Here is a 12,983-nt window from a genome sequence, read left to right as displayed (position 1 = left end):
GGAGGCAGGTGCAGTCGGCATACCTTCACCGTAGGTGCGCTTGGGGTGACGCGCGAAAACCTTACCCCTGCGCGAGCGGCAGCCGGCTCTCGGACGGGTCCACGAAGTACAGCGCCTCCTTCGCCCGGGTGAACGCCACGAACTGCACGCAGCGTTCCGTCTCCTGCGCCTGCGCGGACGTGGCCTTCGGGTGCGGCAACAGGTCCGGCTCCACGATGAACACCCGCTTGGCTTCCAGCCCTTTCGCGCCGTGCACCGTCGTCAGGACGATGGACCGCTCCGGGTCCCCCGCGCACAACAGCCGAATCGCCTCAACCAGGTCGTTCAGGGTCTGCGCGCCGGACTTCTCCAAGACCAGCAGCACGGCCTGAATCCGGTCGGCGAGGGCGGCGATCCGCATGTCGGGCTCTTTGCCGTCCCGCTCGGCCTCCCGCGTGTACTTCTGCGCCAGGACCTCCGCGTAGGCATTGAGTTGCGCGAGGAACGCGGGGGTATTGACTGGCAGGCGGTCCTGCAGTTTCTCCCGGCAGGGTTTCGTGCCATTGAAGGTGGCCGCGTCACGGGCGAAGGCCACCAGGGTCTTGGCCAGGTCCCGCCCGCGCACCATCGCCGGCTTGCGCTCGGCGATCAGGCGGTAACACCACTCGACGAGCGGCGCGTTCGTCCGGCACAACACGAGATCGCCCGGCCGCACGAGGTCCACGAACTGCTCGCTGCTCAGGTCCTCCAGAAGGCCTTCCTGCGCCTGCGGGGCCGCCTCGATGGCATCCGTGTAGTGGCGGGCGAGCGCCACATGCTTCCTGGGGCAGCGGTAGGTGATCGACAGGGGCCGCTCGACGGCGCCAAATAGGGCCGTGAAGCGCGGCAGGCTCTGGGTGTCCGCGCCGTTGAAGGCGTACAGGGACTGGTGGCGGTCGCCGACGCCCACGACCCGGCTGTGCGTGGAGGTGGCCGCCTGCATGAGATTCAGCTGGCCTCTGGAGAGGTCTTGCAACTCATCGACGAGCAGAAAGTCGTAGGGCTGTGGGAGCGTCCAGCCGAAGACACTCGGCGCGAGGACCTGATCGAGAAAGCTGCGCACGTGGGCGTCACGCAACGCCACCAGGCCTTCGCGTAACACCTTGGACGTGAACCGGTACAGCGCGTCCTCGGCCCCCATGATCGGCGCGTCGACCTCCAGCATCACCTCGACCCACTGGGCGAAGTCAGGTCTCAGTCCCAGGTCATGGCCCACGTGCAGTTCGACCGTGCTCGTGAGGCGTTCCCGCAATTCACGCCGGGCGGCGGGTGAGGCGATCCCCGCCCCGTCCACGACGCCCTGGACGATCTGGCGGTACTTCTCCGGCTCGAACTTCGTCCCGGCCAGGTTCAGGCGGATGATCTGGTCGCCCAGGCTGTTGACGGTGCGCACGTCAAACTCTGGGGGAATGACCTGCCGGAGGGCCTTGGCGATGTGCTGGTTGTAGCTCAGGAAGCCGACCTTCGCGCCTTTGGGCAGCAGGGCCTGCCCTTTGAGGTGCGTGGCGATCATCTCCAACAGGCTGGTCTTCCCACTGCCTGCCGTCGCGGAGACCAGGACGGCCTGCACGCCCGCGCTGATGTCGTCGAGTACCGCTTGTTGGTAGTGGCTGGGCGTGCGCTTGGCACGGATGGTCATCTTCTTGCCGCGCTGGGCGGGTTCGAGATCGTCGAAGAGGAGCGTCATACCTTCGGGATGGCCCCCGGGGACGGGGGCCAGAGCTGAAGTGTCGGTCGTCATGGGGGCACCGTACGTGCGCTTGGGGTGACCTCCAGCCCACAGGTGAGGCCTTACTTCATCGCTCGACGCGCCCGGAAGTGGGCGTGATCCACTTCCAGCACGATGTGGGTGCGAGGACGGCGGCGGGGGTACACCCGTCGCCAGCGGTAGCCCAGACGCCAGAGGTGCCGCAGGACAGGCAGGAAGTCCCGGGGCTGGGGGTCGAGCATGCCGGGCCGCTCGGCTTCCAGGCGCACGCGACCTCGGTACGGGGTCAGGAAGACATCCAGACCCGGGAGGAGCACACAACAGCGGCGGCGACCCGCGACCGCGCTATTGAGCGTGAGGGCCACCTTGTCGGGGAACAAGCCCAGGGGATTGGATGGGGAGGGCGTCGGCATATGCAGGAAGTGGCCCCAGATCCGGGGCCAGATCTCAACCGCCCAGGTACTGGGCCAGCGTCCGCTTGGTCGGCATCAGGACCTCGTCCGGGAACACCCCCAACTTCAGGGCGTGCTCCAGCAACTCCTGATAGCTGCTGCCCCACTCCATATACTTGTCCGTCCGGCTGGCGCCCGTGAAGTGCGAGCTGAAGAACACCGCCTCCCAGGCGTCCTGCGTGGCGGCCGTGATCTCCTGCGGGTAGGCGACCGTCCCCTGGCACATCTGACCCGTATTGAACATATTCCAGAACGGCGCGTGCATCAGGGGCGTCTCTGAGGTCGGGCGCTCAGCCCCCCGCACCGCGAAGACGGACAGGCTCCCCGGCTGCGCATAGAACACCAGCCCTGGATGAGGCACCGGCCGCCCACTGAGCCGCGCGATGCTCTCGACCGCTTTGTATTTCGCCTCGAACAGGAGGGGCTGCACGCCCGGCGGTCGCCACCAGCACATGGCGTTCGCGCCCGTCGCCAGGGTGTGCGGACTCGACCAGCGCAGCCCATGGCCACACACGTAGTTCACCAGCCCATCGCGGTCCCGGGTGCTCAGCGCTGCGCCGGCACCCAACGTGTACCCCTCGTCCTGATCATGAACTGGATGTTTCAGCAATTGGGCCCGCGGACCCTCGCCATAGATCAGGACGGCCAGGGTCGGACGCAACGGGCGTAAAGGTGCAGGCCGAGCGGCGGCATTGAGCGCCGTGAGGTCATAAGACATACCTGCACCCTGGCCCCCTCTCCGCTGGAGAGGGGCCAGACCTTCAACACTGCGCTTCCGCCTCCACGAGGACCTGCCGTAGACGGTCGAGCACCTGAAGCAGCTGCGGCGCGGTCCGCAGGTACTGCACGAGGCGCGCGTGCGTCTCCGGCCGCTCGTCCACGTGCAGCACCATGCAGGGTTCATGCTCTCCCCCTTCCATGTAGGACTGCAGAAACTCGTTCATGACCTCGTATACCGCACACTGCGCGCCCGGCACGACGCCGTATACCGCGTAGGCCGGAAGGAGGCTGCTGCACTGCTCGTCCTCCTGGTCGGTCATCACCGGCAGCTGTGCCCGGAGTGTCTGACACTCCCGCAGGAGGTCGGCCACTTGCAGGAGTACTGGTCGCATCCGGTCCGCCCTGGGCGATGCCCCCAGGGCTTCGAGGAGATCAATCGTGCCGCCCGTATCCAGGGCATATCGGAAGTACGGCCAGGGCGTCATGTCCCGAACCTGCCACTGGTGCGACAGGCCCAGACGTCGGGCCAGGACCAGCGTCTGGCGAGTCGTGAAGTCGTAGTCCTTCTCAAAGCGCTCGGGCAGTTCGCACTCCGAGAGTCGGTCGAGACTCCACCAATACTCAGCGTAGCCCTCGGCCCCGTGGGGACCAACGGAAGGCGCAACGCCGTACGAGAGCCGCTCGATGGCATGCAAGATGCCGGGCAGGACGCGGTCATCCAGGCGCTGAAGAACGCCATGCAGTCGACTGAGATTGGCGTACGACCCAGGATGGGCCTCGATGCGAAATTCGAAGCCCCCGTGTTCACCGGGTTGGACCTCAACGCCCCAATCAGCCATCGGGCTCAGCTCCTCAAGGGCCTGGTGCAGCCGCTCCACGAGATCGTCGTCTGGGGAGATGGGCATGGGGGACAGGCTGCCCAGGAGGGTGCGAATCAGGGAGGCATAGAGGCTCTGCGCCTGGAGCCTGCCCTGATGTTGTTCCTCATAGGTCTCGACGTCCTGGGTATAGAGCAGGGGCCGGATGGCCGTCAGGGTGGGCAGGGCTAAAGCAGGAGCGGAATGAGGACGGGTTCCTGCATCGCCTGGGCTCCCGAGGTCCGCAGGGTCGCCTGGAGGTGGGGAAGGCGCAGATCCTGGGGCAATGTGGCGATGACGAGGGGTTCGCGATGCGCGCCGGGGCGGGTCAGCGGGCGTGGGTTGGGGCTGGGTGCGGGGCATGTGGGCTCCTTGGGGGACATGAGGACCTCGGGACTGCCCCACCGCCGACGCGATGGGGCCAGATGTTCAGCCCTTGCGGCCGAACGACTTGATGAACTCGATGGTGATCGTGCCCGCCTGGAGATCGGTGACCGGGGAGCCGATGCCCGCGTTCAGTAGTTCCGGATAGGTGGGGGCGTAGAAGGTCTTGACCTGCTCGGGAGTGCTCTTCGGGTTGGGATCGTCCAGGACCTTGCCGTCGAACTTGAACACACGCTTCATCGGGCGGGCGGTGTCCTGGGGCTGGAGGGTGTGGGCCGAGGCGGGGGGGATCGTGTCGCTCATACGCGAACGTGGCCCCCGATCCGGGGGCCACACCTGCTTCAGAAGAGGAGCGTCATGTCGCGGAGCTTCAGGGTCAGCTCGACGTCCTGGGGCTTCCCCGCCTTGACGAGGATCTTCTGCGTGGCCATGTCGTGCTCGGCCGCCTCCGCCTCGATGGTCCAGGAACCGGCAGGCAGGAGGGTCGCCTCGTGGAAGGGGATGCGCCGCTCCCCCTGCACCGCCGTGAGGGCAGCCGTGTCGGGGGTGACCTTGACCGTCACGCGGCCACCCTGCTGTTCGCGCAGGTCGTGGGTCTTGTCCGCCCACATGGCGAAGGTTTTCTTCGTCTCCCCGAACACGTCGTGGGTGGCGACGACTTCCAGGTTGCCCTGCTTGATCGTGTTCTCGCCGAGCGAGATTGGGACGTCTTTGCCGTCCTGCTTGGCGGTCAGCGTGGTGCCCTCCTCCGCCGTGAGCGTGAGCTTGAAGGTCTTCGGACCCGGCTTGCTGGGAGGCGTGGGCGTCTTCGAGGCCGGAGCGGCGGCCGCCTTCTTATTCGCGGCCTGCTGTCGGGTAGCGGCGGCTGCACAGACCGAGAAAGCATCCTGACGCGCCTGCGCGTATGGCTGCATTGCCTCCACCAGATGGTGGTCGAGCCACTCCGGCGTGTTGGTCACGATAAGGGCCTGCGGGCCCTGTTCGCCGGGATGGGGCTTCGGGAGGATGCCGACCGTGAGCTGATCGCCCACCCGCATGAGTTGCAGGGTCAGCTGCCCGCCGTCCGCGAGCATCCCCGCGAGCTGGGCGAGCAGACCGCTGCTGGTCGCCGGCACGGGTGCATTCGCGGTATGGGCGGCCAGCCCCGAAGGCGGAGATGCCACTTCATCCGCGTCCTCGCTCCCGGCATCGTCGTCGTCCGTCTCGGCCGCTTCCTCGTTCGGCGCGTCGACACTCGCCTCGTGCTCATCGGCCAGTTCGGGATCAGCCCCCTCCCCGCCACGGACTTCAGGGGCGTCCTCCGCTTCTTCGGGCGACCCCTCTCCCTGCTGTTCCGCCAGCACTGTGGCCTCCTCCGGCTCCGCGAGGGGATCGCCCCCGGCCGTGCCCCCGTGCGCCTCTTCCGGCGTGTGCGTCTCGGGCACGGCCGGTTCGGGGGTCTGCGCCGAGGGCATCACGGCCAGCGTGTCGTCGGTGCCGGGGAGGGCGAGATGATGAGCGACGAACAGTTCACGCGCCTCTTCCATGAACGCCTGAAAGGCGCCATGGTTGTCGAGCTTGTTCGGGTGCTTGTTGTAGATATCGCGGAAGGGCTGTTCGTGCTCGGTGCCTTTGACATCCGCGAACATCTGGCGGGCCGTGTCACGGTCCTCCTGGAGCACAGGTGCATGGAGGGGGGAGGGCTGAGGGGCTGAAGCTTTGAAGGTCGTCATGATGGTGGCGTGGCCCCCGTCAGGGGGCCAGAGCTTCAGACCCGGCAGGGCGTACACGCCCCACACCGCAGGGGGACCTCCGGTGCAGGCGGGAACACCGGGAGGCCGCACTGCCCACAGCGCCGCAGCGGCGTACAGACACAGGCCATGGTGTGCAGGTACTGGACGTAGTACCCACTCAGGGCGGCCTCGTCGGCGACAAAGCTAGCGTCCAGCACCCCGAAGCCCCAGGCGTGCTCACCCAGGGGGTTGGATGGGGTTTCCGGTACCAGATTTAAGCTCAAGCCGTCGGCTGCTGCCCTGAACTCGTAACGGCAGACCGCGCCGTCGTGCCACCTCGCGGCATGCGTGAGCGTCTCCGCGACCACCTCACGGAACGAGGGCTCATCGAGCAGCGCTTGGGCGGGGGTGAAGGGCAGGAGGGCCAGGCGCACGTGCTCCGCCCGCAGGATGCTCGTCATGTGGGCATGGACGGTCTCCTCCAGCGTGCTCGCAGGGGTAAGCGCCAGCTGGTTCAGCGTCGCATTGGCCTGGTCCAGTGCCCGCAGGGCTGTCAACAAGTCTTCCATGCGCGACCCCTGGCCCCCCGAAGGGGGCCAGACCTCCACCACGCCCCTCAGAACGGCAACTCGTCCTCTTCCAGGTCCGCAGGATTCAGGGGCGGCACCGTGAGCGTCTGGGCCAGTTGCCGGTCCTCTGGTCGGGCGCACCCCACCCTGACCCGCCAGAGGGCCCGCCGGATCTGCCCGAGTTCGTGATGCAGCGCCCACAGCCCCCGCATGGGCGGCGTGAAGTCCGGGCGCTCCTGCTGGATCTCTCCGAGCAGTCGCGCGCTGTCCTGGAGATAGAACACGGCCTCGCGCAGGCGAACCTGCCCGAGCGCGAACAGGCCCCGCGGGAGGTCCACGCACTTCAGCGCGGTGGGCCCCTCTCCCCTCCCCCATACGTTCATGGGAACAGCCTCGGGGACCTGCCGCAGCGGCCGGGCAAAGCCTAGATCGGGCGTCAGGGGTGCCACCGTCACCGTCTCGTGGAAGAGGAGATGATCCATGATGGTGTGCGCCGTGGCCTGGTCGCCGTAAAGAGCGACCCGCCAGCCGAACGTGAGATCACGCGGCACTGTCCCTCTCGAATCTGCAGGAATACACCGCAGAACGGCCACCTTCAGGTCTGGGGAGGTGATGCCACTGCGGTGCAGTGCCTGGGCGAAACGCAGGCGGTCCAGGCCCGTGAGGAGTCCCAGAGCTGACTACCGTTCAAAACGGGGCATGAGTGTGCTCAAGGTGCGCCAGGATGCGCCGGACGGATGCAGCAGAAGATCCTGGAGATGATCAAGCCCGAGTCGAAACACGGACACCGTGCGGTGTCCGTGTTTCTTTACTGCGGTGACCGTTTGATGTGCCACGACCTCACCCGTCACGCACGCCCAGATGAAAGCGACGCTGACGACCGTCAGGAGCGAAGACACTCGTTCGGGGCGCGTCAGACCCGTATCTTCCAGGTTGAACCCTCTGGTTTTCAACGCGGCGTGCAGATTTTCTGTTTGCCAGCGCAGGGCATACCGGCGCATGTTCGGCAGGGCGTGCCCCCGATAGGCCAGGTACAGCATGTCACCGGCGGCGTTTTTCGTGGCCGCCACCCGCAGATTCACACCATAGATGCGGGTCTGGCGATGCCAGACCCTGACTTCACCTACCTGAAGGTTCTTGAAGACCGCCCAGACCGGCATGCCGTGCGCGCCGATCGTGGCGCGAGCTGGGAGACGAATGCAGGGTGCAACCCCGTGCTGGTCGAGGAATCGAAACCAGTGCTGCCCAATGAATTCACGGTCCGCGAGCAGGCACCGGATCTCCCGATCTGGGCAGAGCTTCAGGAAGCGCTCCACGAGCGCTTCCCGGACACAGGAACGACTGGCCCCACCGTGCGGGAGCAGGGTCCACATCAGCGGCAAACTGAACCCGTTCCACACGGCAGAGAGCAGGAGAATATTGACGTCCTGCTGTCCAAGTTTCCAGTTGGTGCGGTCGAGAATGAGGTCGACTGGGCCGGGCGGGAGAAAGGACAAGGCGAATCGGGGGAACAGTGCCTCAGGAAACGGGAACTGGACGAACCGGCAGAGCCGCTGATATCGAGTCGTCAACGACCCTGGGAGAGCGACGTGCGTCTTCAAGCTGTACAAGACGACGGTCCGCGCCTGAATGACCGCCAGGATCAGTGCCGTGAAGACGACGAGGCGGCGAGCGTCCACAGGGAAAGCAGACCGCCTTGCGGTCTGCAAAGTATCGTGAGGTGGTCGGCTCCTCAGGGTTTTCTTCGCAGAAATACCGTACAGGAGCCGACTTTCTGCTGCCTACTGTGCGTTTTGAAGGGTAGTCAGGACGCGGGCATAGCCGATGAGCATGGCCGATGCTTGCACAAAGGCGTTGCCAGACCGCGAGAGGAGGTTCAGGTGTCGGGCGGATGGTCGAGCAATAGGCGGCTGAACTGCGCGAGACCAGCACGCCCGAAAGCTTGAGCGAGCTCCTGCCAGGACAGCGGGGGCCGAACCTTTTGCCGCTGGAGGCGGACGAGGGTCTGCTGCACCATCTCCGGCTGTGCCTGGTGCAACTGGACCAGGAAGGTGTCCGGGTGGAGGACCTCGATCCCCACACGCCGGCAGACGTCTTCTGGGAAGTCCGCCAGGTTGAAAGTGAGCAGATAGGTTGCCTCCGCAGCGAGCGCCGCTTGAAGCACATGGACGTCATCCGGATCAGGCAGGGTCAGCAGCGGCGCGTCATGTGGGGTGGGAACCTTGGCTTCCGGGAGAACTTGATTCATGAGCTGGGCCGTGCGCTGCACGCGCGCAGCGTCCAGATCCGGGCGGTGCTCAAGGAGGTTGCCCAGCCACTCCTGCTCGATCCGTTCGGTCCAGCGCGGGCGCACCAACGCGACCGTGCCCAGCCACATCACCAGGTCGCGGAGCCATTGGCCATAGAGGACGTTGGCATCACAGAGGACGATGGGGTTGGCCTGCATTCAGTAGAGGTCCAGGTCCTGAGCCTCTTGGGCCAGCTCGTCGAGTAAGGCGTAGCGCCGCTGCTGTTCCTCACGGTACGCCAGGAGGTCCCCTGCGGAAATCCGGCGATGACTGCCGACCCGATGGAAGGGGAGCAGGCCGGCGTCGAGCAGGTTATGGATGAGGAAGGGTCGGCTGACTCCCAGGAGCGTGGCCGCCTCATTGGTCGTGAGTTCCTGCTCCGTCGTGACGACCGTCAGCGCTTCGCCCTGCTGGATATGCCGGAGAAGATCGCTGAGGAAGGGCGTAAGGACGGAGGGGAGCGTCACGGTCCGCTCGCCCTGTTCCAGCTGGGTCAGGGCGTCCTGGACGAGACGAAGATCTTCCTGCTGGACGACCTGTTTGAGTTGCAACGTCATCTTGACCTCCTGGAGAGAGGCTAAGTGAAATAAGTGAAACAGAAAGTGAGGAAGAGGGGCGATGTCCCGACAGGTGCTTGCGCAAACATCTTGCCAATCGTGCGGCTAAAGCAACAGGTTTGCGCGACTCAAACTGTGCGTCCAGCTCACGCCCCTACATCCCTTGCGGAAACGAGCGTTATCGCAAGGGGCACGGAGGCGGTGGGCTTTACTAGGAATTCATCGGCTCGAGCCCAGACGTCTTGGCCTGCGTCACGCTCACACTGAACGGGACAAACCCCAAGATTTGCACCAGAGACGGCACCACCAAGAAGAGCGCTTCCGTACCGCGCGCGGCGGTGACATCCCCCAAGTCCAGTTGCCACTCCGGCGGCCACCCCAGGGCCCCCAGCAATTCCCGGACAGCCTGCTTGGCCCCATCATCGTTCCCTGCAAGGAACACGGTCGGCGGCATAGCCTGTCCCTGTGGATCGGTCATGACGCGGTACATCATGGTATTGAGCGACTTCACCACCCGCGTCTCTGGCAGCGCCAGTTGAAGCCGCTCGGCCAGACTGCTCCCAGGATAGAGCAAGGTCAGACCCCCCTCCGTGCGGGTCGTGGCATTGGCCACATCCAGCAGGACCCGGCCAGCGAGCGCGGTTTCCAGACCGCTGAGTACGGTCAAGGCCTGCTCGCCGGGTAGGGCATTCACGACGAGCGGAGCCGCGCTTGCCGCTGCTGCCAGGGAAAGAATCGGCATGGTGGGGCCCGTCCAGCGAGCGGTGGCCTCTTCAGGGGAGCGGCTGCCCAGGATGACCTTATGGCCCTGCTGAAGAAGCGCTGTCGCGAGATGAATGCCGACGCGACCGGTGCCCAGGATACTGACGGTGAGGGAGGTGCCCGACATCACGCCCCCGCCCCCTCGAGGGGCGACAGCACGTCGACCAGTGCCGTGTGAATCCCGGGCGTGCTGGCCACGAAGGTCGAACTCTGCACCGTCCAAGGCTGCCCGAGCACGTCCGTGACCTGACCGCCCGCCTCCTGGACCAGGAGTGCCCCGGACACCAGCCCGCTGCGCACACCGCTGAACTGCCAGAATGCGTCCAGATGTCCGGACGCGACTTCCAGCAGCGGGAGGGTGGCGGGGACTGACACGCGCACGACCAGGGCGCGTTCCATCACGGCTGGGACGGAGAGACCTAAGCGGTACAGGTCACGCGGGTCTTCCCCGGGTCGGGCCTGTCCAGTGCCGACGATGGCGGCCTGCAACTCCCGCTTGTCCGACACCTGCAGCGGCGTTCCGTTCAGGAAGGCGCCGCCTCCCTGAACCGCCGTGAAGAGCTGCTCTTGCAGGGGGAGATAGGCGGCGGTCAGGACGGGCTGGTTGTCACGGATCAGCGTGGCGGTGACCCCCCACTCGGTCAGGCCCTGCACGTGGTTGATGTTGCCTTCGGCCGGGTCCACCACCCACCACTCTCCGTCTGGCAGGGCCCCGCTTTCCAATTCGTCCTCTGCCCAATGGGCCTGGGGGCGAAGAGCTTCCAGGCGGGGGCGCAGGACCTCCAGAACAGCAGCGTCATTGGCGTCGATGGCCCGGACGACGTCCTCCAGGGTGGTAGGAGGGCGGCGATGGGGATCGAAGCGGGAGCGGAGCACCGTACCCGCTTCGCGCAAGGCGTGCACCACAGGGTCAAGGAGCAGTTGATTGGGTTGAGTCGTCATGGAAGAACCTCCTGACACCGACCCTACGCTCCCTAGAACTTAACTACAAATGCAACTCACGCAGAAGTATCTTTACTTGAATGCAACTCGATCTGAATCTGTTGAGGGCGTTAGATGTGCTCTTAGAAGAGGGCAGTGTCGGCGGCGCGGCCTTCCGGCTGAACCTGTCTGAACCGGCGATGAGCCGTACGCTGGGGCGGATCCGGCGGGTGACCGGGGACGCCATCCTGGTTCGCAGCGGCCGGTTCATGACACCGACGCCCTATGCCCTGAGCATCCGGGAACAGGTGCATGCCACGGTGCTCCAGGCACGGGCACTCCTCCAGCCCCCAGAGGCCCTCAATCTCGCGACGCTCCAGCGCGCCTTCACGCTGCGTGGGCATGACGCCTTACTGGATGCACTGGTGCCACACGTGGTCAGCAAAGTCACGCGGCAAGCACCGAGGGTGCAATTGCGCTTGCTGAGTGAGACCCAGGGGCGTGGGGATGAAGAAGTGCAGGATCTGCGTCGCGGCGAGACCGATCTCATGCTGGGCGCAGCTCCTCCACCGGCACCGGATCTGGTGACGGAAGTGGTCGGGCACGACCACCTGACTGTGGCGTTACGGGCGCAGCATCCGTTGCTGACAGGGGAACTGACAGCGGAGCGGTTTGCGGCGGCACAACACGTCAGTGTCTCGCGTCGAGGTCGTCTGCATGGCCCGGTGGATGTTGCACTTGCGGAGCAGGGACTGACCCGCGAAGTCGTCGTGGCTGTCCCGGTCGCAGCGGTCGCTGCACAGCTTGCCGCCCAAAGTGAGCTGCTCATCAGTGTGCCCTCGAAGATGATGGGAGCGACACTGAGCGCCTTAGGACTGGAGAGGCGTCCAGTCCCTGTACGCGTTGAGCCCGTGCCGGTGATGATGACTTGGCATATGCGGACAGATGGAGATGCCGCGAGCCTCTGGTTCAGAGATGAGGTGCGCGGTGTCGTACGACAGATCTTGAGCTAGCCGGATCTTGTAAGCGGGAAACGATGTATCAGCCTTCTGACTACCCTTCAAAACGCACAGTAGGCAGCAGAAAGTCGGCTCCTGTACGGTATTTCTGCGATGAAAACCCTGAGGAGCCGACCACCTCACGATACTTTGCAGACCGCAAGGCGGTCTGCTTTCCCTGTGGACGCTCGCCGCCTCGTCGTCTTCACGGCACTGATCCTGGCGGTCATTCAGGCGCGGACCGTCGTCTTGTACAGCTTGAAGACGCACGTCGCTCTCCCAGGGTCGTTGACGACTCGATATCAGCGGCTCTGCCGGTTCGTCCAGTTCCCGTTTCCTGAGGCACTGTTCCCCCGATTCGCCTTGTCCTTTCTCCCGCCCGGCCCAGTCGACCTCATTCTCGACCGCACCAACTGGAAACTTGGACAGCAGGACGTCAATATTCTCCTGCTCTCTGCCGTGTGGAACGGGTTCAGTTTGCCGCTGATGTGGACCCTGCTCCCGCACGGTGCACGGTGGGGCCAGTCGTTCCTGTGTCCGGGAAGCGCTCGTGGAGCGCTTCCTGAAGCTCTGCCCAGATCGGGAGATCCGGTGCCTGCTCGCGGACCGTGAATTCATTGGGCAGCACTGGTTTCGATTCCTCGACCAGCACGGGGTTGCACCCTGCATTCGTCTCCCAGCTCGCGCCACGATCGGCGCGCACGGCATGCCGGTCTGGGCGGTCTTCAAGAACCTTCAGGTAGGTGAAGTCAGGGTCTGGCATCGCCAGACCCGCATCTATGGTGTGAATCTGCGGGTGGCGGCCACGAAAAACGCCGCCGGTGACATGCTGTACCTGGCCTATCGGGGGCACGCCCTGCCGAACATGCGCCGGTATGCCCTGCGCTGGCAAACAGAAAATCTGCACGCCGCGTTGAAAACCAGAGGGTTCAACCTGGAAGATACGGGTCTGACGCGCCCCGAACGAGTGTCTTCGCTCCTGACGGTCGTCAGCGTCGCTTTCATCTGGGCGTGCGTGACGGGTGAGGTCGTGGCAC

14 protein-coding genes and 1 pseudogene are annotated in these 12,983 nt (G+C 65.3%); 2 read left to right on the top strand and 13 right to left on the bottom strand.

The window, feature by feature from the left end; translation table 11 throughout:
• Window positions 1-61: 61 nt before the first annotated feature.
• From DGO_RS16980 to DGO_RS16915, 13 genes are all read right to left on the bottom strand, one after another.
• Window positions 62-1,705 carry a UvrD-helicase domain-containing protein gene (locus DGO_RS16980; protein WP_043804494.1) on the bottom strand — a complete coding sequence of 548 codons (1,644 nt, stop codon included), beginning with the start codon at window positions 1,703-1,705 and terminating at the stop codon, window positions 62-64.
• A gap of 104 nt (window positions 1,706-1,809) precedes the next feature.
• Complete coding sequence (locus DGO_RS16975; RefSeq protein ID WP_014686380.1) at window positions 1,810-2,139, bottom strand: hypothetical protein; 330 nt, start codon at window positions 2,137-2,139, stop codon at window positions 1,810-1,812.
• 34 nt (window positions 2,140-2,173) lie between these two features.
• A complete protein-coding gene (locus DGO_RS16970) occupies window positions 2,174-2,788 on the bottom strand; it encodes a PRTRC system protein B (RefSeq protein WP_264371061.1) in 615 nt (204 codons plus the stop codon).
• Window positions 2,789-2,939: 151 nt separating this feature from the next.
• On the bottom strand, window positions 2,940-3,803 hold the full coding sequence (locus tag DGO_RS21850) for a hypothetical protein (RefSeq protein ID WP_145975462.1): 864 nt from the start codon (window positions 3,801-3,803) through the stop codon (window positions 2,940-2,942).
• 381 nt (window positions 3,804-4,184) lie between these two features.
• Window positions 4,185-4,442, bottom strand: coding sequence for a PRTRC system protein C (locus DGO_RS16955; protein ID WP_014686377.1), 258 nt, complete (start codon window positions 4,440-4,442; stop codon window positions 4,185-4,187).
• Between the two features lie 38 nt (window positions 4,443-4,480).
• The gene (locus tag DGO_RS16950) at window positions 4,481-5,851 is read right to left on the bottom strand and encodes a PRTRC system protein E (RefSeq protein WP_145975461.1); all 1,371 of its coding nucleotides are present in this window, start codon (window positions 5,849-5,851) and stop codon (window positions 4,481-4,483) included.
• Between the two features lie 35 nt (window positions 5,852-5,886).
• Entirely contained in the window at window positions 5,887-6,420 is a 534-nt protein-coding gene (locus tag DGO_RS16945) for a hypothetical protein (RefSeq protein WP_014686375.1), read from the bottom strand.
• A 47-nt stretch (window positions 6,421-6,467) separates the two neighbouring features.
• Window positions 6,468-6,971, bottom strand: a complete 504-nt coding sequence (locus DGO_RS16940) for a hypothetical protein (RefSeq protein ID WP_014686374.1) — start codon at window positions 6,969-6,971, stop codon at window positions 6,468-6,470.
• 129 nt (window positions 6,972-7,100) lie between these two features.
• On the bottom strand, window positions 7,101-8,174 hold the full coding sequence (locus DGO_RS16935; protein ID WP_083847398.1) for an IS4 family transposase: 1,074 nt from the start codon (window positions 8,172-8,174) through the stop codon (window positions 7,101-7,103).
• A gap of 122 nt (window positions 8,175-8,296) precedes the next feature.
• Window positions 8,297-8,866 (bottom strand): PIN domain-containing protein, encoded by a 570-nt coding sequence (locus DGO_RS16930; RefSeq protein WP_014686372.1) that lies wholly within the window; start codon window positions 8,864-8,866, stop codon window positions 8,297-8,299.
• Window positions 8,867-9,265 carry a helix-turn-helix domain-containing protein gene (locus DGO_RS16925; protein WP_014686371.1) on the bottom strand — a complete coding sequence of 133 codons (399 nt, stop codon included), beginning with the start codon at window positions 9,263-9,265 and terminating at the stop codon, window positions 8,867-8,869.
• Window positions 9,266-9,476: 211 nt separating this feature from the next.
• Window positions 9,477-10,154 carry an NADPH-dependent F420 reductase gene (locus tag DGO_RS16920; protein WP_014686370.1) on the bottom strand — a complete coding sequence of 226 codons (678 nt, stop codon included), beginning with the start codon at window positions 10,152-10,154 and terminating at the stop codon, window positions 9,477-9,479.
• Window positions 10,154-10,969 (bottom strand): inositol monophosphatase family protein, encoded by an 816-nt coding sequence (locus tag DGO_RS16915; RefSeq protein ID WP_014686369.1) that lies wholly within the window; start codon window positions 10,967-10,969, stop codon window positions 10,154-10,156. Before DGO_RS16915 ends, DGO_RS16920 begins: the two co-directional genes overlap by 1 nt.
• A gap of 80 nt (window positions 10,970-11,049) precedes the next feature.
• Here DGO_RS16915 and DGO_RS16910 point away from each other — a divergent pair, with 80 nt between their 5' ends.
• Window positions 11,050-11,961: a LysR family transcriptional regulator gene (locus DGO_RS16910; protein ID WP_014686368.1), complete on the top strand. Its 912-nt coding sequence runs from the start codon at window positions 11,050-11,052 to the stop codon at window positions 11,959-11,961.
• Window positions 11,962-12,060: 99 nt separating this feature from the next.
• Window positions 12,061-12,982: pseudogene (locus tag DGO_RS23415) on the top strand (IS4 family transposase); the annotation flags it as partial.
• Window position 12,983: the final 1 nt, after the last annotated feature.

It is taken from the genome of Deinococcus gobiensis I-0 (genome assembly GCF_000252445.1).
In the GTDB taxonomy this organism is placed as follows: domain Bacteria; phylum Deinococcota; class Deinococci; order Deinococcales; family Deinococcaceae; genus Deinococcus; species Deinococcus gobiensis.
The sequence above is the reverse complement of the archived record's forward strand: the minus strand, read 5'-3'. Positions and strand labels throughout refer to the sequence as shown.